Annotated in this window: 18 protein-coding genes; 9 read left to right on the top strand and 9 right to left on the bottom strand. The window is 47.2% G+C overall.

Features of this window, described 5'->3' with window-relative positions; all coding sequences use genetic code 11:
* Nucleotides 1–132: 132 nt before the first annotated feature.
* From NDA01_RS00535 to NDA01_RS00525, 3 genes are all read right to left on the bottom strand, one after another.
* Nucleotides 133–1,005 carry an aldo/keto reductase gene (locus NDA01_RS00535; protein ID WP_348226489.1) on the bottom strand — a complete coding sequence of 291 codons (873 nt, stop codon included), beginning with the start codon at nt 1,003–1,005 and terminating at the stop codon, nt 133–135.
* 167 nt (nt 1,006–1,172) lie between these two features.
* Nucleotides 1,173–1,454, bottom strand: coding sequence for a TIGR02450 family Trp-rich protein (locus tag NDA01_RS00530; protein ID WP_348226488.1), 282 nt, complete (start codon nt 1,452–1,454; stop codon nt 1,173–1,175).
* A 111-nt stretch (nt 1,455–1,565) separates the two neighbouring features.
* Nucleotides 1,566–2,423, bottom strand: coding sequence for a class I SAM-dependent methyltransferase (locus NDA01_RS00525; RefSeq protein WP_348226487.1), 858 nt, complete (start codon nt 2,421–2,423; stop codon nt 1,566–1,568).
* A 141-nt stretch (nt 2,424–2,564) separates the two neighbouring features.
* Between NDA01_RS00525 and ndhN the strand changes: the two genes are divergently transcribed.
* The 5 genes from ndhN to NDA01_RS00500 all read left to right on the top strand — a co-directional run bounded on the left by ndhN (nt 2,565) and on the right by NDA01_RS00500 (nt 7,652).
* A complete protein-coding gene (gene ndhN, locus NDA01_RS00520; RefSeq protein ID WP_190432127.1) occupies nt 2,565–3,020 on the top strand; it encodes an NAD(P)H-quinone oxidoreductase subunit N in 456 nt (151 codons plus the stop codon).
* A gap of 176 nt (nt 3,021–3,196) precedes the next feature.
* Nucleotides 3,197–3,799 carry a VWA domain-containing protein gene (locus NDA01_RS00515; protein ID WP_190432128.1) on the top strand — a complete coding sequence of 201 codons (603 nt, stop codon included), beginning with the start codon at nt 3,197–3,199 and terminating at the stop codon, nt 3,797–3,799.
* A gap of 14 nt (nt 3,800–3,813) precedes the next feature.
* The gene (locus NDA01_RS00510) at nt 3,814–4,224 is read left to right on the top strand and encodes a salt stress protein, Slr1339 family (protein ID WP_348226486.1); all 411 of its coding nucleotides are present in this window, start codon (nt 3,814–3,816) and stop codon (nt 4,222–4,224) included.
* A 245-nt stretch (nt 4,225–4,469) separates the two neighbouring features.
* Nucleotides 4,470–5,651, top strand: coding sequence for a circadian clock protein LdpA (gene ldpA, locus NDA01_RS00505; RefSeq protein WP_348226485.1), 1,182 nt, complete (start codon nt 4,470–4,472; stop codon nt 5,649–5,651).
* A 33-nt stretch (nt 5,652–5,684) separates the two neighbouring features.
* Nucleotides 5,685–7,652, top strand: coding sequence for a R3H domain-containing nucleic acid-binding protein (locus NDA01_RS00500; protein WP_370527438.1), 1,968 nt, complete (start codon nt 5,685–5,687; stop codon nt 7,650–7,652).
* 11 nt (nt 7,653–7,663) lie between these two features.
* On the opposite strand, the gene NDA01_RS00495 is transcribed toward NDA01_RS00500, so the two are convergent.
* The 6 genes from NDA01_RS00495 to NDA01_RS00470 form a co-directional block, all read right to left on the bottom strand.
* The gene (locus NDA01_RS00495; protein ID WP_348226484.1) at nt 7,664–8,149 is read right to left on the bottom strand and encodes a chemotaxis protein CheW; all 486 of its coding nucleotides are present in this window, start codon (nt 8,147–8,149) and stop codon (nt 7,664–7,666) included.
* Between the two features lie 15 nt (nt 8,150–8,164).
* Nucleotides 8,165–11,098 carry a hybrid sensor histidine kinase/response regulator gene (locus tag NDA01_RS00490; protein WP_348226483.1) on the bottom strand — a complete coding sequence of 978 codons (2,934 nt, stop codon included), beginning with the start codon at nt 11,096–11,098 and terminating at the stop codon, nt 8,165–8,167.
* Nucleotides 11,099–11,162: 64 nt separating this feature from the next.
* Nucleotides 11,163–13,949, bottom strand: coding sequence for a PAS domain S-box protein (locus NDA01_RS00485; RefSeq protein ID WP_348226482.1), 2,787 nt, complete (start codon nt 13,947–13,949; stop codon nt 11,163–11,165).
* Between the two features lie 80 nt (nt 13,950–14,029).
* On the bottom strand, nt 14,030–14,527 hold the full coding sequence (locus tag NDA01_RS00480) for a chemotaxis protein CheW (protein ID WP_348226481.1): 498 nt from the start codon (nt 14,525–14,527) through the stop codon (nt 14,030–14,032).
* 100 nt (nt 14,528–14,627) lie between these two features.
* Nucleotides 14,628–14,990, bottom strand: coding sequence for a response regulator transcription factor (locus tag NDA01_RS00475; protein ID WP_348226480.1), 363 nt, complete (start codon nt 14,988–14,990; stop codon nt 14,628–14,630).
* A 127-nt stretch (nt 14,991–15,117) separates the two neighbouring features.
* Complete coding sequence (locus tag NDA01_RS00470; RefSeq protein ID WP_431193267.1) at nt 15,118–15,606, bottom strand: response regulator transcription factor; 489 nt, start codon at nt 15,604–15,606, stop codon at nt 15,118–15,120.
* A gap of 780 nt (nt 15,607–16,386) precedes the next feature.
* Between NDA01_RS00470 and NDA01_RS00465 the strand changes: the two genes are divergently transcribed.
* The 4 genes from NDA01_RS00465 (at nt 16,387) to NDA01_RS00450 (ending at nt 25,916) form a co-directional block, all read left to right on the top strand.
* Complete coding sequence (locus tag NDA01_RS00465) at nt 16,387–21,195, top strand: PAS domain S-box protein (protein WP_348226479.1); 4,809 nt, start codon at nt 16,387–16,389, stop codon at nt 21,193–21,195.
* Between the two features lie 194 nt (nt 21,196–21,389).
* Nucleotides 21,390–22,991 (top strand): CheR family methyltransferase, encoded by a 1,602-nt coding sequence (locus NDA01_RS00460; RefSeq protein WP_348226478.1) that lies wholly within the window; start codon nt 21,390–21,392, stop codon nt 22,989–22,991.
* A 61-nt stretch (nt 22,992–23,052) separates the two neighbouring features.
* Nucleotides 23,053–24,084, top strand: a complete 1,032-nt coding sequence (locus tag NDA01_RS00455) for a chemotaxis protein CheW (protein ID WP_348226477.1) — start codon at nt 23,053–23,055, stop codon at nt 24,082–24,084.
* A 419-nt stretch (nt 24,085–24,503) separates the two neighbouring features.
* Nucleotides 24,504–25,916: a CHASE3 domain-containing protein gene (locus tag NDA01_RS00450; RefSeq protein ID WP_348226476.1), complete on the top strand. Its 1,413-nt coding sequence runs from the start codon at nt 24,504–24,506 to the stop codon at nt 25,914–25,916.
* The last annotated feature ends 123 nt before the right edge of the window (nt 25,917–26,039 follow it).

Below are 26,039 nucleotides of genomic sequence, written 5' to 3'. Positions count from 1 at the left end.
AAGCAACTTTAGGAGGTCAGCTCCGCAGCTTTATTACCATCGTTTCACCGCTGCTAGGCTGACAACAACAGCATTTGCTGCGAAATATGGCCGTATTGTGGCTGAAATCAGAGGCTTAGCTGGATAAGAGGCTTAACTAGCTGTGGCGCGATCGATCGCCGTGATCTCTGCTGCTGACAGTTGCACCTCGATCGCTTGTACAGAGTTTTCGATACTAGAAGGTTTGCTTGCGCCAGGAATGGGAACCACACAGGGAGACTTAGCGCGTAACCAAGCCAACACTATGCAGTAAACAGAAGCGTTGTGGGACTGAGCGAGTTGGGCGATCGCCGGAATATCTTGCAATTTCCTAAATCGCCGACTACCGCCTAAAGGACTCCAAGGGATAAAGGTGAGTTGCTCTTGCTCGCAGTATTCCAAAACCCCATCTGTCTCTGGTTGGCGATACCAGGGGTTGTACTGGTTCTGCACCGAAACCACATCCACTACCTGGCGGGCTTGTTTGATTTGCTCGACCGAGAAGTTGGAAACCCCCACGAAACGGATCAAACCTTGCTCCACCGCTTCTTTAACAGGCGTGAGCGATGCTTCAATGGTGTAGTTGGGGTCAGGAGCGTGGTACTGCCAAAGGTCAATCGGTTGCTCACCCCCTAACGCCTCAAAACTGACTCGGATCGTCTCTCGCAGGTGCTCTGGGTTGCCATTGCGAGTCCAAGACCCATTGGGGCGCATCAAGCCACCCTTTGTCGCAACTTTGACGTGACTTTTCTGGCCGCCATACTGCTGGAGCGCTTTGTGAATCAACCGTTCATTATGATGCTTATCGGATTCATCTTTGCAGTAAGAGTCTGCCGTATCGATCAGAGTCATGCCCAGATCTAAGGCGCGATGAATGGTAGCAATGGCTTGCGCTTCAGTCGGGCGATCGCTTAAGGACATCGGCATGCCACCCAAACCGATCGCACTAATCGTGATACCTGTATTGCCCAGCCGTTTGGTTTCCACGCTTCGCTCCTACTATCTACTCCAGCTTTGGCTATCCTGATGGACTACCCTGAAACACTCTGGTTCACAGCAGCGCCTTCCCAACAAAGCCACCTCTCAGCCTAAATAAATTTCCGTGAAGCTGGCTCTGTCTAACGAAGGGAAGACAGGCGGTGATCCGCCCAAAACTAAGTTGGGTAAATTACCGTCTCTAGGGACTCGGTTTCAGTTGCTTCCAAGCCTTGTTCTTGTAGAGACTGCCAGCCCGCCTGCCACATCGCACGATTTTTGAGTTGTTTGGCATTGAGCCAAAAGCGAACATTGGGGTCACAGGCCGCTACCATTTCCGCAAAGACCCATTGACCTTCATTTTTACGATTCACGACTTGAAAATGTCGCCATCCCATCTGGGTTTGTCGGGCTGTCCACTTGGAGCCAACTAGATAAGGAAACTTTTGCTTTTTGGACATAACCGACTTCAAAGCGCTGATATTGCAACTCATCCTCTAAATTCAGTGTGACACCTTGTGAACCTAGAAGCAGAAGGTGCCGTATAGCAATCAAGCGCTAAACCTGACAACTCAGACCTTTCGAGCAATATGGAATGCGGAAAGATAGGAAGTTGGCAAACTACCATCGCAGGTTTCTTCTAGCACTGCCTGTAGATCTGTAAATAAAGCATCCCGCTGCTGTGGTTCCAAAGCAATGTACGGGGATAAGGTACTCAAAAGCATCAGGTAGTTATCAATGCTGTAGGTGACTTCGCAGATTAACTGCTCGGACACTAAGTGCTGAAATTGCCCTGAGCCAACCACCAGTTGAGCAATTTGGTTCAGGTTCTCCGCATGGAATGCATGGTCTTCATAGCCTGCTAGAGACGGAGCATGAATTTGATAAACCGCCTCTAATGCTTGAGAAATTTCGTAGCTAGGCTGAGGAGGTGTGTTCCACAACAAAATCAGAAACCCGCGATCGCACAGCGCAGCAGCAGCCTTGGCATGTCTAATCTCAGGATCAATCCAGTGGAAAGAAGTCGCGGCCAGAACCGCATGGAACTCCTGAGCCTCTAATGGCCATTCTTCAAAGGAGGTATTGTGAACCTCAACGTTTGGGTAGGCTGCACAGTGTTGCTGAGTTAACTGACAAGCGGATGGGCTTGGCTCCAGACAAACCATTGAGTAGCCTTGCTGAGCGAATGGCCTAGTTGCGATGCCAGGACCACACCCCAATTCCAAAATCTTGGCATCAGCGGGAAGTTGCGCCAACTCTACGACTCGCCGAATTAGAGCTTGGGGATACCGTGGCCTGGCTTGGTCGTAAGCCTGGGCGACTCCGCCATACCAACTTTTTCTTTGGGTAAGATCGTTGCGATACCAATCTTGGTGAGGCCAAGGTTGCGAGTTTTCTAGATCTTGCATGGTTTTTGAACTGGGCGGCATAAGTACCTAGCTACAGGATAAAATGAACAAGCAGGTGAGAGATTTAAGCAGTTTCTCTACCAAAGTAAGGGCGCGATCGCAGCCACACATGTGGTGGAGTGAGTCACAATAGGACTTTGAGCGGGGTAAAGCATAAAACTTATGGCACTTATCGCAAATGGCGGCAAACTAATTCGCGATTTAGAAAAGTCAGGCTCTTTGGGGTTCTATGTGCCCTTGGAAGGTGGTTTTGAAGGCCGCTATCAGCGACGTTTACGGGCTGCTGGCTATGTGACGGTGCATATGAGTGCGAAAGGGTTAGGCGACCTGGGAAGTTACCTGACTGGAGTTCATGGTATTCGTCCCCCTCACCTGGGCAAAAAAGATATTCGAGTTTACTTTGCGCCGCCAGTTATCAACTATCACCTAGAAAACCTGCCCACTCATGCCAAAGGTTTGGTGCTGTGGTTGATTGAAGGTCATATTCTGTCACGTCAAGAAGTAGAATTTCTGACCCTGCTGCCAACCCTGGAACCGCGAGTCAAGATAGTCGTAGAGCGCGGCGGCGATCGCGTCTGTCGCTGGCAGCCTTTACAAGAAACCTTGATTCCGGCTTAAGCTGGCTCGGTGTTTAACTCCAGCACCAGTTCATCTACTTGTTTTTAGCAACCAATTTTTAGCAATTAGTTTTTAGCCAACCGACTAATTGCTAATTTTCGCGTCTTTACTCGTGACGCTGCGAGGTTTCATCCTCTAGACTGGACGAAAAACACGGATGCATTGAGGTTTACGTCGTGAAAGATCGGGACTATACGCTCATCGTGGATAAAAGTGGCAGTATGTCCACTCCAGATCAGAGAGGTGGCCGCAGTCGTTGGATGGAAGTACAAGAGTCTACTTTGGCGCTGGCCCGCAAGTGTGAGCAGTTTGACCCGGATGGCATCACGGTTTACCTGTTCTCAGGCCGCTTCAAGCGCTATGACGATGTGACTTCAGCCAAAGTAGAACAGCTCTTTCAAGAGAACGACCCCGCCGGAACCACCAACTTGGCGGCAGTGCTACAAGATGCCACCAATTATTATTTTCAGCGCAAAGCCGCTGGGAAAACAAAGCCCGCTGGCGAAACTATTTTGGTGATCACAGATGGAGAACCGGACGATCGCCGTGCGGTTATGGAGGTGATCGTTGATGCCTCCCGCAAAATGGAGCGAGATGAAGAATTAGCCATTTCGTTCATTCAAATTGGTGCTGATCCCCAAGCCACCAAATTTCTTCAAGCTTTAGACGAGCAACTCGCAGGGGTGGGCGCGAAGTTTGATATTTGTGATGCGATCACCTTTGCCGATATTGAGGAGATGAGTTTGAGCGAAGTGTTGCTCAATGCCATTAATGACTAGAAGTGCAGAACGATATGGACTCGATCGAACGGTTACTCGCACAAGTCAAAGCTCAATACAGCGAAACACCTACACCGCCAGCCGCACCATCCCCGTTACCACCTAGCTCTCCTCCAGCAAAGCCAACTTCTGGGCGGCAGCCAGACCCGCTCGATAGCTTGTTGGCGGAGATCAAAGGCCAGTACGAGGTGCAGGACGCGATCGCACAGGAAGCTCGACAACAGCAATTAGTGGCGGAGCAACAGCGTCAAGCCCAAGCGCAACAAGCCCGTCGAACTGCTTTGGCTCGCACTGCCCAAGATTGGTTAAAGAATTTAGATCCGTTGTCTACGGAAGGGCTTTGGTTTAACCAATTTGCTGAGCAATACCCTTCTAAGCTGGAAGCCGCAATCGATTATTTAGCCGCTTTAGAAGCAGATCAGTAGTTTGTTAACAAACGGTAATCACACCGCATCTGCCTTTGAGGATGCTGGATGGCGATCGCCAGGCCAACAACTACCAGATTTGGCGTGAGTTGGCGGCGAAGTATCTCTTAAAGCAGCAGATGTGGTGAATGAGCAAGAGTCAGGCAATTCCTCACTCGATTGCAAACAGCCCCCAACCTAGCGGCAGGGGATCAAATTTTGTCTAGAGCCTCGTCATTTCTCAGCGAGAGCATTAGCATGAAGGTGTGACTAATTTTGACCATCCCTTACGTTCTCTAAGGGAGGGACGCTGGTTTAAATTAATTTGCGGAGCCAGTTTCCAACATCTCCCTGCCGTCCGAAACTTAACTTTAGCCTACGCGTTGGCTGGTGCTGATTGTATTGATGTTGCCGCAGACCCAGCGGTAATCGCGATCGCCCAAGCAGCTTTAGACACAGCGGACGACATTGCGCTCGCCTCTCAGCATCCCTCTTTAGCTTGGCAGGGCCGCCCGTGGCTGATGGTGAGCCTAAATGACGGTGAAGATCCCCATTTCCGCAAAGCAGAATTTAACCCAACTTTATGTCCTTCTGACTGTCCTCGGCCTTGCGAAACGATTTGCCCCGCGCAAGCAATTGTCTTTGAGCAACCACAGCAAAACCAACCGGAGCAATTTTCTGGAGTTATAGATGCCCGTTGCTATGGTTGCGGACGGTGTTTACCCGTTTGTCCGATTCAGCAAATTACGACTCGCTCCCATGTGTTTACTCCGGAAGCGATCGCCCCTTTAGTACTGCAAGCGGGCGTAGATGCTCTAGAGATTCACACCCAAGTAGGGCGGCTAGCTGATTTCCAGCGACTTTGGCAGGCGATCGCTCCTTGGGCGGGACAACTCAAATTACTAGCGATTAGTTGTCCGGATGGCGATGGCCTAATTGACTACCTCTGGTCAATTTATCAAACGGTTTCGCCGCTAGCCTGTGCTTTAGTTTGGCAAACAGATGGTCGCCCCATGAGTGGTGATATTGGAGACGGTGCGACCCGTGCCGCCGTCAAGTTAGGCCAAAAAGTGTTGGCAGCCAACTTGCCAGGATTTGTGCAGTTAGCAGGAGGAACTAACCGTCATACCGTCGAGAAGCTAAACAGCTTAGGGCTTCTAGCTTCCCCAAGCCTACAGAAATACATTGCTGGAGTGGCCTATGGTAGTTACGCACGAGTGTTGTTGTCTCCAATTTTGGAGCAGCTAGAAAGTTTGTCCCTGCCTATCTCTGGACCATCTTCTGAAGCGATCGCCTTAGCCGAAGCACCACTGCAACCAATTCAATCAGTGCAATCCCTGCCCCTGGAAAGCCAACCGCACCTACTTTGGCCCGCAGTTGATTTAGCGCACTCCTTGGTGAGCCAAATCAAGACACCGTCCGCTCTCAATCAAACTTTGCTTTCCTAAGCGCCTGCTGTTAATTCAACTTTTTTAATCACTATGGTGAGTCTGAACGAGACAAATTCTTTTGACAATCAGGAAAGTTTGCCGGGTCCAGTAGACCCGCTTTTAGCTGCATCGAGCCAACAGAAACAGCAGCCCGCATCAGATCTAGATATGACAGCAGACATGGCAGCGATCGAGCCTGAAAACGTCACGATGAACAACATGCAAATTACAGACGATCTCAGTAAGTTGCTAGATATATTGCCAAGTGAGATCCGCCAGCGCTTAGAGCAGCATCCCGACCAAGAGAGCTTGGTTGAGGTGGTGATGGATATAGGCCGCCGTCCAGAAGCACGTTTTCCAGGCAAAGCAGAGTACTTGTCAGAAACACCCGTCTCGCAAACTGACCTCCAGTACTCGATTGAGCGGGTAGGAAACTTTGGGGGAGACAATCGCGCGGGGATTGAACGAACTCTGCACCGAATTAGCGCCATCCGCAATCGGCGAGGCGAAGTCATTGGTCTGACCTGCCGAGTCGGGCGAGCCATCTTCGGCACCATCGGCATGATTCGAGATTTGGTAGAAAGTGGCCGTTCCATTTTGATGTTGGGGCGACCCGGAGTTGGCAAAACCACTGCACTCCGCGAAATTGCAAGGGTTTTGGCAGATGAACTAGAAAAACGAGTGGTCATCATTGACACCTCGAATGAAATTGCAGGTGATGGAGATGTGCCTCACCCCGCGATCGGACGAGCACGGCGGATGCAAGTAGCTCGACCCGAACTTCAACACCAAGTGATGATTGAGGCGGTGGAAAATCACATGCCAGAAGTCATTGTGATTGATGAAATTGGTACAGAGCTAGAAGCTCTGGCCGCCCGCACAATCGCGGAACGGGGTGTGCAACTGGTGGGCACCGCTCACGGCAACCGGATTGAAAACTTGATTAAAAACCCCACATTGTCTGACCTGGTAGGTGGCATCCAGTCAGTTACATTGGGCGACGAGGAAGCCAGACGGCGAGGCAGCCAGAAAAGTGTTCTAGAGCGAAAAGCGCCACCGACCTTCGACATTGCAGTAGAGATGTTGGAGCGGCAAAAGTGGGTGGTGCATGAACATGTTGCCGAGACGGTGGACAGTTTGCTGCGGGGTCGCCAGCCCAACCCTCAGACCAGAACGGTGAACGAAGCGGGCGCAGTAGTGATTACCCACGAATTGCCTAATGCGATCGCAGAAAGCCCACTGCCCCCCAATCGCTTTGCTGCGGCTGCGAAAGGGGCCGTGGGCTGGCGGGCTTCAGGACAAATGACGCCGCTGCCAAGTCCTAGTTTTGGTGAAAAGAGTTTCTCGGCTAGACGCTCAGCTTTAACCAACCGATTAGACAGTTCTCCAGCGGCCCAGGAGTTTGAGCAATTACTAGATGCTTCTTGGCCTCAAGGCAGCCTTGGTATTAGTAGCAGCAGTTCAGATTTTGTTAGTGAAATCTCCGCTCGCACCACAGGCCCTAATGGTGAAGATCTGCCCTTGCATGTCTATCCCTATGGCATCAGTCGGCATCAACTCGACCAAGTGATTCAAACTCTGAATCTACCTGTAGTGCTGACAAAAGATATTGACAGCGCCGATGCCGTTTTAGCGTTGCGATCGCATGTCAAAAACCATGCCAAGCTGAGAAGTATGGCCAAGAGCCGCCATGTACCGATTCATACAATCAAAGCCAACACGGTGCCGCAGATTGTTCGCTCTCTCCGTCGCCTCTTGGATATGGATGATCCGGCGGTGCCTGAAGCCTCTGATCTGAGTCTGTTTTATCGTGATGGTGATGAAGACGAAATCGAGGCGCTAGAAGAAGCCAGACTTGCAGTTGAGCAAATCGTGATTCCTAAAGGTCAGCCAGTCGAGTTGTTGCCGCGATCGTCCAAAGTGCGCAAGATGCAACATGAGCTGGCAGAGCACTATCATCTCAAGTCTTCTAGCTTTGGAGAGGAACCGAATCGGCGCTTGCGGATCTATCCCGCATAAAACTGATGTGGTTAGTAGGCAGAAATAGGTAACAACCGTTCTACATTGATGTAAAACACCACGCTGCCATCGGGGACTGGAATCAGCTTTTCGATCGCTGGGGATAAACGCCCCTGACGGTAACCCATTGGCAGCGTTTCTAGTTTGCTCAGGTCAGCCTCCAAAATGGTGGGCATTTCGGGAGTGGGAATGCCTAAAAGCTCACCACTATCTAGCAGACAGATAACTAAGAATTGTGAGAGTGCGATCGCTTGCTGGCTCAGGAACAGGGTAGCGCTATCAATTAAGGTGACAATACCCTGATTGTGCATGACCAAACTTTGGCCTGTTTCTAGCGCTCCGTAAGCCGTAAAGTTGTTCAAGACAGACTGAACCTGGCGCATGGGAATGGCATATTGCTCACTGCCAAATCGCAAGGCAATCAGTTTTTCGGTTAAGTTAGGAGCCTGGCTGGGAACCTGCTTCTGGAACCTGCGGTGATAAGGAGTAGGTGGCATAGCAATATCAAGACTTCAAAGGGCTATCCGGCTAGCGGCTAAAAGTTGGGCGAGCACTTCTAGAACCTGGGCTTCGTTGTAGGGTTTAGTGAAGTAGTGAGCCGCGCCTAACTCCTGCGCCAACTTTCTATGTTTGGCTCCGCTGCGAGAAGTCAACATCGCGACAGGAATGTGAGCAAATTGAGAATTGGATTTGAGCGATCGCAATAACTCAAACCCATCCATCCGAGGCATCTCAATATCAGCAATAATGCAATCGCATTGCAGCCCTTGTTGGAGTTGCTCGAGCGCATCTTGGCCATCTTTGGCTTGCGCTACTCGATACCGCGCCCGCGTTAGGGCCAAAGCCAGGAGTTGTCGGATCGTGTAGGAGTCGTCTACCACCAAAATTTGAGGTTGGGTCGCGGGCACCGGGGCTAAAATCTGTGGGCCTTTGTCGCTCATGGCGATCGCTTGGCTGGTTTGGTAGCCGAACTGTTCAACTAGGTCATCGATGTCTAAGATGACAGCTACTTGTCCATTTCCTAAGATGGTGCTGCCCACCACGCCTTTAGGTTTTGAAAGCGGCGCGGGAATTGGTTTAACTACAATTTCTTGCTGCCCCATCAGTCTTTCTACCGCGATCGCTACTACGCCCTCTCCAGCACTCAGGACCAAGATAGGAATCAAGTCTTGGGTCAGTGGATCTGGAGATGGTAAATCTGAGTCAGCCGGATGGTAGTGCAATAGATCTTGCAATCGCACTAACCGGATAAATTCACCACGCCAACGAATCATGGGCTGGTTCCCAGCCATTTGTACCTGATCGCCCTGAATGTGCAGAATCTCCTCAATCGCGTCTAAGGGCACCGCCACTGTGTTGTGATCGATCCGCACCATTAAGGCTTCGGCGATCGAGAGCATAAGTGGCAACTTCAAGATAAAGCTAGTTCCTTGCCCTAGGCGAGAATCAACTTTCACAGTGCCCCGGGCTTGCCGCAGGTTAGAGCGCACAATATCCAGTCCCACCCCTCGCCCAGAAAGACTCGTGACATCTTTGGTAGTGCTAAACCCTGACCAAAATAGAAAGTCGTACAGCTCGGCAAGGGATAAATCCTGAACTTGTTCGGCAGGCACAAGGCCTCTGGCAACAATTTGTTGACGAATGGCTTCCGGATCAATGCCTTTGCCATCATCCGTGACGGTAACAATAGTTTGACCGCCTTGTTGAAAAGCAGAAATTTCAATCTGACCACTAGGTGGCTTCCCGGCATTCACGCGAGCTTCAGGTAGTTCAATGCCGTGGTCAAGGGCATTCCGTAATAACTGAACTAATGGCTCTCGCAACGCATCTAATAAGCTTTCGTCAATTTTGGTGTCTCGGCCCACTAACAGTAAGTTCACTTCTTTGTGATGGGTCAAGCACAGCTCTCGTAGGGCACGGGGTAAGTGATCGACCGCTCGGCTGAAGGGGACTACCCGCAATTGCATGACGCGCGATCGCAGTTGTTCGGTAATGCGGCGGAGTTGATCGGTACTTTGCTCAAAGGTAAAAACCAGAGCATCCAGTTTGTCAGCCGTTTGAGCCACCGTATGGGTAGTCTCAAGCACAGACTGAGCTTTGGAATGAAACTCAGTGTATTGGTCTAGCTCTAAAGCGTCGAATGTCGATGGAGCAGAGCGGCGTGAGTTAGCGGGGCTAGGTGCCAAACCAGACGGCGCGATCGCACTTTGCCAGTCAGCCACACTCAAGCGATCATACTCTTCTCTAAGTTGGCCACCAAACTGGTGTAGCTCTGCCATGCCTCGCCGAATGTGCTTGATTTCTGAGCGTAACTGTACGCCTTGGACTTCCAAATTGGTGCGGTTAATCACCAGTTCTCCCACCAAATTAACCAGTTCCGTCAAGCGGTCCACTTCAATGCGAATCGTCGGACGTTGCCAGCTATTGAATGAAGGAGAGTCTGCACTAGGACTGAGTATGGGGGTAGATGCCTCAGCAAAAACTGGAGTCTCTGGCCCAATGTGGTCCAGGATAGGCACGGTTGGCTGAGCTAAGCGACTTTCCGCCAAGGGAGTTGGCAGTTGAGCTGAGAACTGTGGTTGCTGGGACTGGCTAGGTTCAGTTCCGAACCGCTCGTGTGACAAATTATCGGGTTCAGCACGATGAGAGGTAATGGCGATCGCGGTTGCCTGCGGTAAAACCGTAATCGGTTGTCCATTTAAGATTTGCTGACGAGCAGTCTGGAGATTTTGCGCGATCGCCCAGCCTTGCTGCTGGAATTGCTCAAAGGATAACTCTGGTGAACGGAGCAGCGCCTCCAACGTGTCGGCAACGCGACCAAACTCAGGCAGTTGCAGCATACCTGCCACACCAGAGAGTTGGTAATAAATCTTAGACAGCACCTCCACCGCTGATGGGATCGTTTCAGGTCTAGCTTGAGATAACTCAGCTTCCAACTGATTCAGCACCATCAAAATTTCGTGTTCAAAGATCGCCTTTATCACTTCATAGTTCGCAGGGGCATGCAGCGGCAAAAGAGCTGGATCTGGCACCTTGGGATAGCGTGCTTCAAGCTGAGCTTTGATTTGAGCGATCGCCTGTAATTCAGCTAGAAACTCTGCCTTACCCTGAAAGTTGCTGTTGGTGATGGTTTTGAGACAATCTACCCCTTGTAGCAAAGCTGTGATCGTCGGAGAGTCTAGTTGGGCCAGGTCAACGCGATCGCGCAGAATAGCAAAACAATCTTCCAGGCCGTGCGCTGCGGTGGAGAGACCCTCAAAACCAAACATTAAGGCTGAACCCTTAATAGAATGGGCTGCTCGGAATAGCTCCTTCACGGCTTCTGAACGACGATGGGCTTGAGGATTGCACTCGATCGCTAACAAATTTGTTTCTAGAATCTGGAGAAATTCTTGGGCTTCGGCTATGAAACAACCGATCAACCTGTCTAAATCCTTTGCATTCATCGCCTAATCCCAATGGCTGACATACGAGGCACAACTAGGGCAAACGTGGGTACCCCCTGAGCCATTACTGCGATCGGAAATTAGCGACCGAGCTTTGCAATTTGTTGACGACAACGGCTAATCCATCCAAGGCCACCGTGACGTTCTCTGCTTTTTCGGCAGTATTAGTAGAGATCTCACTCACCTCCTGAATAGTGCCAGAGATATCTTCAGCCGAAGTTATCTGCCGCTGAGCCGCCTTGGTAATGTTCTGCACCAAGCCATTAATTTCTCGACTAACGTCAATAATGGCATTCAGATTAGTTTTAGCTTCGGAGGCTAAGAGGGTTCCGTCTACTACCTGCTGCGTTCCTGCTTCCATGGCTGCCATAACTCGGCTGATTTCGTCTTGGATGGTGCTGACAATGTCAGAAATTTCCTCAGTGGCAGAAGCAGAGCGCTCTGCGAGCTTGCGAACTTCTTCGGCTACGACCGCAAAGCCTTTGCCTTGCTCTCCTGCTCGCGCTGCCTCAATCGTGGCATTGAGGGCTAGGAGGTTGGTCTGGGAAGCAATCTGAGAAATAGAGGTAACAATCTTGCCGATTTGCTGCGAACCTTCTCCCAAGCGTTTCATCATTTTGGAGGTCTCAGAAATCGTGAGGCGGAGGTCATTAATGCCATCGACTGTGCGATCGACCGCTTCACCACCAATTTCTGCAGTTTGAGCAGCTTGTTTAGCCACATGCTCGGCTCGATTTGCCGCTTCAGCAACATCTTGGATAGAGTTCAGCAGTCGCTCAATTTGCCGCAGGGTACTTTCAATTTGAGAAGCTTGGGTCCGGGCTTGCTGGGCTAACTCATTCGTGTTGTTGATCGAGTCTGTAGTCGATTGATTCACCTGAATAGCCGCAGATTGAATATTCAGGACAACCTTGCGCAGCGAGCTGATCAGGTAGTTAAAGGAATCGGCCAGTGCTCCTAAAGAGTCATTGGTGACTTGAGCCTTGACAGTTAAATCCCCCTTCGCAGCGCCTTTAATCTCATTCAGCAGATTGACGACTTGTTGGGTGATCGCATCTGCTTCGAATTTACGCTCTTCCGCTTGTTTTTCCAGACGTTCCTCAGCCTGCTTGCGCTCAGTCACATCGAAGCGAATGCCGATATATTTGACGATTTTGCCGTCAGTATCAAAGATCGGTGCAATCGTGGAGTCAACCCAGTAGAACGCTCCATCTTTGCGCTTATTTTTAATTTCGCCTTTCCAGACTCGACCACTGGAAATCAGGCTCCACATTTCAGTAAAAAAGGGTTTGGCATGATGGCTAGAATTGACAATCCGGTGATTCTGACCTAGTAGTTCTTCGCGACTATAGCCGGAGATCTCACAGAACTTGTCATTGATAAAGGTAATGTTTCCTTTGCGATCGGTTTCGCTCACAATGGCGGCTTCGTCTAAAACATTTTGCCGATTTTTAATTTCTTGAACTAGACTTACCTGTGCTAATGCCAAGGTTTGCAGGCGTTCTTCTGCTTGTTTGCGTTCTGTGATGTCAAAGCGTACCCCAATGTAGCCAGAGATATTACCTTTGCTATCAAACAGGGGCATAAGAGTGGAATCCACCCAATAGAAGGAGCCATCCTTGCGCTTATTTTTAATTTCGCCGCGCCATGTTTTGCCATTGGCAATAGTCGCCCAAAGCGCTGTAAAGAATTCTTTGGAATGCGTTCCAGAATTGACAATCCGATGATTTTGGCCTGACAGTTCTTCCCGGCTGTAACCAGAGATCTCAGAAAATTTTTGATTGGTGTAGGTAATGAGTCCTTGTCGATCGGTCACTGACACGATCGCGGAGGCATCTAAGGCTTTCTGTTGATTGCGTAATTCTGTAATTAATGTTTCTAGCCGAGCGCCCATCGAATTGACTTGATCGCCTAGCTCTTGCAGAAAGTTGGGGGCTTGAACATTAGAGATGCGAGCATCTAGCTTGCCTGCCGCCAAGTTCTGTACGGTCTGAGCGATCGCATGGACCTGTCGTTGCCATTGAGTTTGTTCTTTTTGCTGCCGCTGTGCTTGCTCTTGATTCTGCTGCACCAAGCCTTGGATGCGCTCTGCTAAGTGATTGACCCCAGCTCCCAGTGTGACAATTTCCTGGTTGCCTGCTGCGGGTACACGGGCGCTCAAATCTCCTTGGCTGATTTTTGTGGCGACAGCGGCGGCTGTCAATAAAGGCTGAATTGTTTGCCGAGACAAACTTGTGGCGATCGCGCCCGCGACTGCTGCGATCAGTCCTGTTGCCACCGCTAATGTGATTAAACAGGATGGCTGCCCTGCGGTTGCATCAGGTTGGGTGGTGAAATAAGTAGTTGCTCCGATGGCTAACATTCCCAGCAACAATGTAGGCACAATGCTGAGACTTAGAACGGTAATCATGATTTTTCGGCCAAACGGCGGGGAGCCTAGCGGCTGCTCTGGCGAATGACCGAGCATCACAGATTGAGAGACAGTCGGAGCTGCAACGTAGTTGAGGTTGAGTAATCCTAGTTCGCGGGCCAAAATCAAGCGTTGTTCATCTGCTAGCAGTTCATCTCGGAGTTGGCTGGAATTGATGCCTGAATCTGGAGCAGCGTGAGGTTCTGTCACTTCATCGGCAGGCTCGAAAACAGTCCGAGGCGGAGCCATAGGAATAGCACTATAGGATGTAGCATGCTCAGAGGCATATATTGCCCTCTGGTAAGCACGGGCGAGCCAGTAGTGAAGATTGGCATCTTGCGGATTGTCGGCTTGTACTTGCTCTAGCAATGCGATCGCTTCTTGATAATGACCCGACTGAAGAGCACGAACACCAGCTTCTAAACTTGGATGAACAGACATGAGGGCAGCCTCTAGAAGAAATAAATAACCAGTAGACAGTAAACAGGCAGTCAACAAACAGGCAGTCAATAGGCAAATGCTTACCAGTGCTGGGATTGAGCGATCGCTTCTGCATCTAAAATCATCAAGAAGCGGCCCTCGTAGTCATATAGCCCTTTGAGCACTGGAGCTAGCTCTGGGCTCACGTCCATAGCAGAAACAATTTGATCTGGGTTGAGCGAGACAACTCCTTCAACCTGAGACACCGCTACGCCTACATGTAATGGCAGCAACTGCATATTTTGCGGATCAGGAATTTCTAGAACCAGAATTCGGCTCTGAGCTCGCTGCAATTCCACTGCTCCGATGTTGCTCAAACGACCAAAGTCTGCAACTACTAAAATTTCTCCTCGTAGGTTAGTCAAACCCAAAATAAAAGAGGCAGTATTAGGAACTGAAGCCAGTAATTGATCTTTTAAGAAGAGAACTTCACAGACTTTAGTCAGCTCGATCGCGAAATAGCTGTCTTTTTGACGAAACAAGAGAAACTGCTGAACGGTAGCAGGCGCAGCAATAGCAGGTACAGGAAGAACAGTCATTGCAAATAGCTACTCTGAAGGATATTGAAACAATTAACCAAGCTTCAAAAATACAGAAGTTTCTATAGTGTCCGAGCAAAGATTTACCAAAGCTCGGAATTCACAAAAAGCGTTGCACAATGTTAAGCAATTGCCCTGAATCAAAAGGCTTAGTCACATAAGCATCTGCACCAATCTCCATGCCCCAAATCTTGTCAATGTCAGTATTTTTTTGAGTACATATAATGATCGGGAGCTTCTTAGTTTTTTCGTCTTCGCGCAATTCACGAATTACTTCAAAACCATTAATTCGCGGCATAACCACATCTAAGATTACGAGGTCAGGCAGCTCTTGCTCTTGTAATTTTTTAATGGCTTCTTCACCATCGTGAGCCTGTACTACGTCAATGCCAGCATTCCGCAAAACACTAGAAATTCTCTCTAGTTCGCTATGTAGGTCATCAACCACTAATACTTTGCTCATTCTTCCACCTGTAATACTTCTGCACTGACTCAATTAGATTCAATCAATTCAAAGTCAATAAAATCTATCGTTCACTGATAATTTTCAAACGGAAGTAGCTCTGTTCCTAGGGTTCTGCTACTAGAATTTAATTTTTGAGTGAATTAATCTCAATCAGCCTTTCAATAGTTTGGAGCAACTGACAAGCATTAAAAGGTTTAGTTAAGTATTCAGTTGCACCCGCTAGCCTACCTTGAACCTTGTCAAAGAGACTATCCTTGGCCGTTATCATAATGATAGGTAGCTGATGGAATTGAGGTAAATTTCGAATCGTGCGGCAGAGTTCTAAACCATCAATTTCTGGCATCAAAACATCTAGTAGCAAAATGGAAATTTGCTCATGATAAATTGCTGCCAGCGCATCAACCGCATTACTCAACGCCAGAACTCGATATTTAGGTGATAAAGCTGTCTGGATTAAGTCTCGAATTACAGCACTATCATCTACTACTAGAACAGTATGTATCGAATCTGGAGAAGAGGATGGCATAAGTTCTGCATAACCATCACAATTGATGGGGCGATCGCTGTCAGTGAAATAGTAGTTATATATTAGAAAAGCTGGATTTTCAGCCACAACAAAATCAAAAAAAGACAGAACAGAAACTTAATATTTGCTTAATCTTTGAGTTGTTCAAGCTGATGCCTGATTAGAAAGCTGCAAAATAAGTCAAATCTTAGTTTCTATCCTGTCTTGAGCTTCACTTCAACTAAAGTTATAAATTCCCTATTCAAACTTTAATTATCTTTTGCTTAACATATCTTAAAAATACGGCGACTTGGCTTGCAACTTAGCTTTGCCCTAAGTTGAACTACTGACTAATACTGTAATAGCTGGCCTCTAAGTAGTAAAAACAGCAGTTGACTAAGCAGAAAAATAGAACTTAATTTGCTTAGAATTAGCGATCGCACAAACTCTAAAAACGAATAGCAATCAGAGCTTCAGCTTTCGCTCATATTGCAGCTTATTCAATCAGAGCTTGATTGGTAGAGCACAAGTGCAAATATAAAGACAAATGTAAAGTGGATGTGCTTTTGGTTCTTATTAGTAACTTTCGGGGCATCATAAATCAGAATGAAAGTGCCTTGGGTCTCGTTGCTAGTAAAGGTTAAATGCCTAATCTTTAATAACTGTCTCAGTGTTGATACGGAGGTTAAATCATTGGCTCCAGTTAGTTGCGATCGCAGATGTGTGGCGATGCTAAATCCTTATCCCTAAACACAAACCAACGATCCCTGTTAGTTAGCCCGAAATTTGAATATCAATGTTCTGTGACATCTGTGATGACAGTCAAGCTGCACCGCAGATCAGGCGCTCAGCTAGCACAGGACTCAGCCAGTAGGTAGCAACTAGTTTATGCAAGCACCCATCCCTAGCAACGAATTAATTAGACTAGCGGCTTTGAAACAGTATCAAATCTTGGATACTGCTCCTGAGACTAGTTTTGATGACATCACCCGTTTGGCTGCTCATATTTGCCAAACCCCGATTGCTTTGGTGAGCTTGGTCGATGAAAATCGGCAATGGTTCAAATCTAAAGTTGGGTTGACAGCCTGTGAAACCTCACGAGAAGTTGCCTTCTGCGCCCATGCGATTTTGCAACCGCAGTTGTTCCTGGTTGAGGATGCTTTACTAGACGAGCGCTTCGCGACCAATCCTTTAGTTGTTGATGCTCCCCACATTCGCTTTTACGCAGGCGCACCTTTAGTCACCCAGGCAGGATTTCCTTTGGGGACGCTCTGCGTGATTGATTATGTCCCCCGTATCTTAAGTCCGGAGCAACAAGACGCACTGCTAGCCCTGAGCCGTCAAGTGGTGACGCAATTAGAGTTACGGCTCAATCTCCGAGCTCTTACTCAAGCCGTTAGCGATCGCCAGCAAGCGGAGAAAGCCCTTGAGGAAGAGCGCACTCTCCTCGCTACCGTATTGGATTCCACGGATGACCTAGTTCGCAACTTTGTTTCTACCGTGCTAGAAACAGCTAATGCTCTGGTGGTGGTGCTCAATCCTCAAGGTCAAGTTCTTCGGATCAACGAAGTCTGTACAGCTACAACTGACTACACCTTTGAAGAAGTCAAAGGAGAGTATTTCTGGGACTGGTTTATTGCTCCCGATGAAGGAAAGCAGGTCGAGGCTATTCTCCAGAAATTGCATTGGGGAGATGCAGCCAGTCAGTATGAAAGCCAATGTCTAACCAAGTCAGGACAGCACCGCACGATTGCTTGGTCACACACGGTTTTATTAAATACAGATGAATCTATCAAGCACATTATCTGTACAGGCATCGATATTACAGAGCGGAGAAATGCTGAAGCGGAGCGCGATCGCTTCTTTACGCTCTCGCTCGACATGCTTTCTATTGCTGATTTTGACCACTATTTTAGATATCTCAGCCCAGCTTGGGAAAAGAACCTAGGTTTTACCAATCAAGAGTTATCGGCTCATCCCTGGAGTGAATGGATACATCCAGACGATCAAGAAGCTACCGCAGCAGAACTAGAAAGATTGAAATCAGGTCTAGAAACACTTTGCTTCGAAAACCGCTATCGCTGCAAAGATGGTTCTTATAGATGGCTTTCTTGGAAAGCTACGCCTTTAGTAGAACAGCGATTGATTTATGCGGTCGCTCACGACATCACAGAGCGTAAAGCTTCCGAAGCAGAAATACGGCAGACCCAAATGTTTTTAGACTCGATCGTCGAAAACATTCCGCACATGATCTTTGTGAAAGATGCCAAAGAATTCAAGTTTGTTAAATTCAACAAGTTCGGCGAAGAGCTGACGGGTCTTTCTAGAGCTGAAATGATTGGCAAAGATGATTATGACTTCTTTCCAGAATCAGAAGCCGACTTTTTTAGAGCCAAAGATCTAGAAGTAGTACAGGTTAAACAGTTAGTTAATAGTTCGGAAGAAAAGATTCGCACCAAGCACCGAGGCTCAAGAGTTTTACATACCAAAAAAATTCCTTTACTAGATGCCACTGGAAACCCGCAGTATCTATTAGGGATCTCGGAAGATATTACAGAGCGCAAGCGAGCCGAAGCAGCCCTACAGGAGAGCGAAAGGCAGTACCGCTCTGTGGTCGAGAGTATTAAAGAAGTCATCTTCCAGTTGAGTGTGGATGGTCGCTGGACTTTCCTCAATCCTGCTTGGACAGAAATCACTGGATTCTCTTTGGGAGAATCGATTGGCAGCCCCATTACTGACTACTTGCATCCGGATGAGCGTGAGTCTACCCACGCCCAACTACAAGCGATCGTGAGAGGAGACATAGAAGCTTTTCGGCAGCAACTCCGCTTTTTCACCGAAGCGGGCGAACTTTGCTGGCTAGAAATCTATATGCAACAGATGTGTGCAGCGAATGGCACCGTGATGGGTGCATCTGGCACGCTGAATGATGTGACGGAATGGGTGCAGGCCCAAGCGGCCTTAAAAGAGAGTGAGGCCAACTTCCAAAAGATGGCGATCACGATTCCTGGGATGGTTTACCAGTTTCTCCTGCGCTCCGATGGCTCGTTGGCTTTTCCCTTTATCAGCCCTGGGTCACGCGAATTGCTGGAGTTGGAGCCAGAAGCCATTCAACAGGATGCTGATGCCATTTTTAGCCTAGTCCACTTAGAAGATCGCCCAGGTTTAGATCAATCTATTGCAGTTTCAGCTCAAACCTTAGGGTCGTGGACCTGGGAGGGAAGATTTGTTTTGGCCTCAGGCCAAGTGAAATGGATTCAAGGGGCGTCATGTCCGTCTCGGCAAGCTAACGGAGATCTCCTGTGGAATGGCATCTTGATCGACATCAGCGATCGCAAATGGGCCGAGGAAGAGCTGCAAAAGTCGAACAAGCGCATCATCAATATTTTAGAGAGTGTCACTGATGCGTTTTTTGCGCTCGATCGCGATTGGCGCTTTACTTACGTCAACTCACAAGCTGAGCAGATCTTGTTTAGGGATCGAGCCGAGTTGATTGGTCAGCGGATTTGGGACCAGTTACCGGAGACTGTAGGATCTACATTTCACCGTGAGTATCACAGAGCTGTGAGTGAGCAGGTAACGGTACATTTTGAGGAATTCTACGCACCTCTAGAAACGTGGTTTGAGGTGCAGGCGTATCCTTACCAAGATGGCCTCTCGGTTTATTTCCGAGACGTAACGGCTAGAAAGCAAGCGGAAGTAGCTCTGATTGAGCGATCGCGCCTCTCAACCTTAAGTGCGGAAACTGGGATTGCCTTGGCCCAAGGCGGAGATTTACCAGAGGTGCTGGATCGCTTTGTTAATGCAGTGGCTCAGCAACTCGAAGCCGCCTTTGTACGTATCTGGACCTTCAACGCCGATACCAATTTATTAGAGCTACAGGCGATCGCAGGACAACACAGCCATACAGAAGACTTCCCCAGTTTGATCTCTTTGGGCATCTCCATTGTTGGCTTCATTGCCCAAAATCGTACGCCTTACTTAAGTCATGATGTGTCCAAGGATTTGTGCATTGGAGCTACTGAATGGGTGCAGCAAGAAGGGATGCAGACCTTTGTAGGCTATCCGCTGATTGTGGAAGACCGACTCGTCGGAGTGATGGCGCTCTTTAGTCGCAAGGTAATTACAGACACAGTCCAGAACTTTTTGGGCTGGGTCGCTAACAGCATTGCAGTTGCGATCGACCGAGCTTGGGCGCGAGAAGAGTTGTTGAGTCGGCGCGAAGCTTTAATGTTGCGCTTAGCCAATCAAATTCGTAACTCGCTCGATTTAGACACCATTTTAGAAACGGCTGTCACTGAAATCCGCAGTTTGTTAAAGATCGATCGATGTCATTTCGTTTGGTGCTGGCCACATCCAGAACAACCCACTCTAGCCGTCACTCATGAAGCTCGGCATGCCACTCTCCCTAGTTTGTTAGGAGATTTTCCACCCCAGTACACTGATTTAGTCGTTAGGCAAGTTCTGAGCGCCGATGTCATTCAAATTAATGATGCTAGCAATGAGCAGAACATCGATGTGGATGTGAAAGCTTTGTTATCCCATTTAGGGATGACTTCGCAATTACTGCTTCCCTTAGAAACTCGTTCGGGACAATTTGGAGCCATTGTTTGTAGCCATACGAGTGGCCCTCGGCATTGGACTGAGGTAGAAGTAGAGTTGTTGCGAGCCGTGACCGACCAACTGGCGATCGCGATTGATCAAGCGGAGCTATATGCTCAAACTCGTGCTGCTGCCTTTGCAGCCCAAATGCAAGCAAAACAGTTGACAGAGGCGCTACAACATCTCAAACATACTCAAACTCAACTAATTCAGACCGAAAAGATGTCTAGCTTGGGTCAACTAGTAGCTGGGGTAGCTCATGAAATCAACAATCCGGTGAACTTCATCAGCGGCAATCTCATCTACGCCGACAACTACATCCAAGACCTACTCGAACTACTGCATCTGTACCAAAAATGCTATCCCGAGCCTGTGGAGAGTATTCAGCAGCAGATAGAAGAATTGGATGTTGAGTTTATGACAGAGGATTTATTGAAGCTGCTTTCCTCCATGAAAATGGGGGCAGACCGCATCCGCCAAATCGTGCTGTCGTTGCGCAACTTCTCCCGCTTAGATGAAGCTGAGATGAAACCAGTCAATATTCACGAAGGCATTGATAATACCTTATTAATTTTGCAAAACCGCCTCAAGCCTGCGGGAAGTCATCAAGGCATCGAAGTGGTGAAAGAATACGGAGAACTGCCTTTGGTGGAATGTTACGCAGGCCAGTTAAATCAAGTGTTTATGAATATTCTTGGCAATGCAGTGGATGCGTTAGAAGAACAGCCCCAACTGGGTCAGATTACAATTCGAACCGAACTGCTCACTCCTGAATTAGCCGCAGCTTCAGAACTGTTAGGCTTAGCAACCACTAGTTCTAGTCCGCAAGTTTTGATTCGTATTAAGGATAATGGTCCTGGTGTGAGTGAATCTGTAAGAGGACGTTTATTCGATCCATTCTTCACGACAAAGCCAGTAGGCAAGGGTACAGGTTTAGGGCTTTCCATTAGCTATCAGATCGTTGTAGAAAAGCACGGTGGCACTCTTCAGTGTGTTTCAGAGCCAGAGCAAGGGTCAGAGTTTTGGATTCAAATTCCTATCACTCCTCCTACCGCTCTAAAACCCGTAGAAACCACCACAGTTGATGTCGCCTAAACAAAACTAGACGGCAGTAGTTTCTACATCCACAAATCACATCCACAGAATGACGGCATAAGCTAGCTTAGACTCTACCGCAGCACTTTCTCGTTTATTAGGTAACTAATAGAAGTTAAGCTCAATGCTTTTGAATTTTTCTACTGCTCCTTCCCTAAAAGCAGATAGTGATAACAATCAAGACCTTATAACTTATGCCTCCAATTCAGGATAAATTTCAGCAAGCTCTTACTGAATTGATCGCAGCACGGACAGGATTACAAATTCGTCTGCAAGATCAGCCTAATATTTACAAGAAGATTCTCAGTAGAATGCAGAGCCTTAAAATATCTGAATTGGCTCAATATTATAAGCTCTTAGAAATGCCTACGCCTCAAAGCGATCGCGAATGGCAAGAATTAATTATTCTATTAACCACAGGAGAAAGTTATCTCTTTCGTGACCAAGGACAAATTACTTTACTAAAAAATAAAATACTGCCAGAACTAATTGACTACCAAAAAGATTTAAAAGTCAAGCAAGGAAGATCTAAAGCTTCACTCAAAATTTGGAGTGCTGGGTGTTCTACGGGGGAGGAAGCTTATTCGCTGGCAATCTTGGTGCATGAGTTGTTGCCAAGACAAGATGACTGGAACATCACTATCTTAGGAACTGATATTAATCCTGAAGCCATCAAGAAAGCTAGAAAAGGTAGCTATAGCTCTTGGTCTTTTCGAACATTTGGTGCTGAATTACAGCAACAATACTTTTCTCCTCATCGCTCCGAGTGGGAAATCAACCCAAAAATCCGAGAAATGGTGAAGTTTTATCCAGGGAATTTGATTCAAGATAGACTTCCTAATCCTCTATCTGATATTTGTGACTTAGATTTAATCCTTTGCCGTAATGTATTTATCTATTTTGATGCTGCGGCGATCGCGGTAGTTTTGCAAAAATTTTACAATTGCTTGAGGCCTGGTGGCTATTTAATTACGGGCCACGCGGAGCTGTACAATCAAGAACTGACTCAATTTCAAACCCGAATCTGGCCAGAATCGGTGGCATATCAGCGCCGTATTTCATCCACTGAACCCAATGCTAATCCAGCCAGAAGTCAGACTCATCCGCTAGGCTCCCAAGAATTCAAACTTCAGCGATCGCCCAACCAAGAAATTAGGTCTGTCGGGAAAGAGGCATTCCCAGCAAATTCTCTCCCCAGTCCTGAGGTAGGTTATAAATCCACCTACAAAACAGTTAGTGAGTTAGATACAAACTCGCAGGCTCACTCTAACGCCTCAGCCAAAATCCACTTGGCCCTATATCAAGCATCGCTCACACAAGCCGAAAATTTGTTGAGAGATGGTTTGTGTGTATTAGCTCTCCAAGCAGCAAGCCAAGCTATTAAGTATGACTCAATTAGTTTCGATGCTTATTACTTAATGGCTCAGGCCCATGCTAACTTAGGGCAATATCAGGAGGCAAAGAACTACTGTCAAAGAGCAATTTCCTTAGATATACACTCTATTAAGCCTTATTACTTATTAGCTAAAGTGTTTGAAGAAGAAGGGGACATTGAGTCAGCCAAATCCATCTTAAAAAAGATTATCTATTTAGATCCTAAAGCGATCGCTGCTTATCTGGATTTAGGCGCAATTTATGCAAGAGAAAATGACATCATTAGGTCTACAAAAATGCGTAGTACAGCATTAGATCTCTTGAAGCAGATTTCTCCTGATACAACTGTAGAATACCAAAATCACTCAGCAGCAGGTGATTTACTACTCTACGTCAAGAAGTTATTGAATAAAAATACTTAACTAAAATTACTTGACTATCACTTCTTAAATCTTAAAAAAATTACTCATCTGTTATAAACCAATGTTGCCGACTCCCTATTTAGTCTTCAGTTTACATGGTTCGCTCTATGGGCTAGAAGCTAACCTAATTCAGGAAATCTTTTATCTACCAGAACTCACAACGGCTGTAGAGATGCCGCCAGATTTTATTGGCTTGATTAATCTTCGGGGCAAAGTGCTGCCTGTTATGGATCTGGATCGTCGGTTTGGACGACAACCTCAGGATTATCAGCTTAGCGATAGTATTATCGTGCTGGAGTGGCAGGAGGTAATGATTGGCATTTTGGTCAATCAAGTTGATGAAGTTAAAAATCTCGATCGGGCCAGTATTGAGGTAGCAGTTCCCTATGGTAGAGAGGCAGAAACTACATCGAGGTTCACCGCTGGGATTGCCAAGGTTGATGGCGAAATTATTACTATTCTTAATCAGAAAAATTTAGTGCGGTATCCCTCAGTAAACGAGGTTTTGACTTCCTTAGAGGGGGCAGTAGAGCCAACAAGCCACTCGACATCAGAGTTCTGCCCTCATCTCACCGCAGCCGAAAAAGCCATCTTACGGGAACGAGCCGCAAATTTATTACAGTTACCTCAGAATCAAGATTTTACGGGATTGATCCCACTTGCTGTGGTGGGGCTGAATGGAGAATATTTTGGCCTAGATCTCAAGTTTGTCCGTGAATTTACAGATATCCGCAAAATTACTCCAGTTCCCTGTTGCCCAGATCATATTATTGGCAATATGAACTTGCGTGGTGAAATTGTCACACTCATTGATGTTCGCAGCCTCTTGAATTTAGCGGGCAACCCCAGTCATTCTGGCATGAAAGCCATGATCGTGGATATTGACGGATTAATCGCTGGAATCACTGTAGATGAAGTATTTGATGTGAGTTATCTTCAGCCCGGTGAGCTAAAAGCTGTGCCCACGACTCTGTATTCAGAAGGTAGTAATTTTCTTAAAGGTACAGCTTTCTATCGAGAAAAAATGATGGGAATTTTAGATATGTCAAAAGTTTTAGATCAAGGTAATTTGTTCGTGGAAGAAGAACTATAGATTTCTTGATTAAATTTCAAGTTTCACTTGATTCTAGTTTTAACTCTTATTAAGAGCTGTATTTTCAAGTTTTTATCGCAGCCTATTTCTTTAAAATAAATCTAAAAGAAACTATTTCTAATTTTTAGTATCGTGAAATTTTATCAATAACCTATAGTTTTCAGGCAGGAATGGGGTTTCTTAAAGAAGTCAAGCTTGACTGAATATTGCTTTGTGGTCAGTGAGCCATAAATTCAATGTCTTTTGTTTAAATTAAAAATCAAAAACAGTATAAATACTGAGATTCACTGGAATTTATGAAATCTTTAAAAGTGCTCCGATGTGCAAAATATTAAGTAGTTGTTTTAGGCAAAGCGATCGCCAGAAAAATACAATAATTTGTACTGCAATCATAAAAATGCTGAGCCATAGGAAATAAAATGCTGCACAACAACATGAAGTTGAGTCGAGTTGTACCCATTGGATTTGGGACTATTTTTGCCCTGATGATTGGTGTTGGTTTGGCCTCAAAGCTAAGTATGCAGGTCTTGGCTAACTCAATGGCATCGGTTAACCGCACCTATCAAATTAAAGGAAGTCTTCAAGAGCTAGAAAAGTCTTTGATTAATGCTGAGACCGGCCAACGTGGATTCATTTTTACAGGCAAAGAAGAGTTTCTAGAACCCTATAACGCAGCGACGACCAGCCTTCCGACTGATATTAGTCAGTTGAGAAGTAAACTTAGCAATGAAGAGCAAAAGCGATCGCTGGTTGAGGTCGAAAGATTAACCCAGCAAAAATTAGATGAGCTGGCCCAAACCATTGCACTCAAGCGTCAAGGCAAAGAACAGGAACTCAGAGCTTTAGTTTTGTCTGGCCTAGGCAAAACCGTGATGGACAACATTCGCCGCGAGCTTAACAAGATGCAATCCGTCGAGGATGACCTATTGGTCCAGCGGCGGGCAGCAGCCACACAAGCTGAGCAACTTGCCTCTTTGATCTCCCTAGGGGGAACTTTAGTGGCAATTATTTTAGGCTCCTCAGTAGCGATTTTTATTGCGCGGCGGGTAGTCCAGCCGATTAATCAAGTTGCAACCGCGATCGCTAGCTCTGCTTCAGAAATTGCGGCAGCCGTTGAGCAGCAGGAGCACACGGCTACTCAGCAAGCCGCAGCCGTAAGCGAAACCACAACCACAATGGATGAGTTGAGTGCTTCTTCCCGGCAGTCAGCTCAGCAAGCTGAAGCAGCAGCAAACAGTGCCCAACAAGCGCTTATTTTGGTTGATGGCAATGGTTTAGGTGGGCGGCAATTGGGAGAGCATAATTCTAGCCTGCGCGACAAAGTAGGACAGATTGCTGAGCAAATTCTGCGCTTAAGTGAACAAACAAATCAGATTGGCAGCATCTCCAGCTTGGTTAGCGATCTAGCCAACCAAACTAATATGTTGGCCTTGAATGCGGCTGTAGAAGCAGCTAGGGCGGGAGAACATGGCAGAGGTTTCGCTGTAGTCGCTGCCGAAATTCGCAAGCTGGCTGATCAAAGCCGTAAGTCAGCAGAACGAATTAGTTCGCTTGTTTCTGATGTTCAAAATGCAACGAACTCTACCGTAATGGTGGCCGATGAAGGCACCAAAACTGTGGAGGGAATTGTGACGGCGATGAACAATATCACTGTCAATAACCAACAAATTTCACTGACTGCAAAACAACAAGCGATCGCGATTGAGCAAGTTGTAGATGCAATGATTTCTCTCAATCAGAGAGCCCTAGAAACAGCGAGCGGTATTAGTCAAACCAAGGCCAGTACGCAAAAACTGAACGAAGCTGCCTACGACTTGAAGGTAGTGGTGTAGTGAATTCATTTAAATGGAATTTATTCCATGTCTGAAGGTATGACCCTGCGAATTAAGCTCATTGGTGCATTTCTTTTTAATGAAGCAGCGTCGCATTGGAAAAATTTAATCTAGATATTTCAA

It is taken from the genome of Trichocoleus desertorum AS-A10 (assembly GCF_039962155.1).
Lineage (GTDB): Bacteria > Cyanobacteriota > Cyanobacteriia > FACHB-46 > FACHB-46 > Trichocoleus.
The sequence above is the reverse complement of the archived record's forward strand: the minus strand, read 5'-3'. Positions and strand labels throughout refer to the sequence as shown.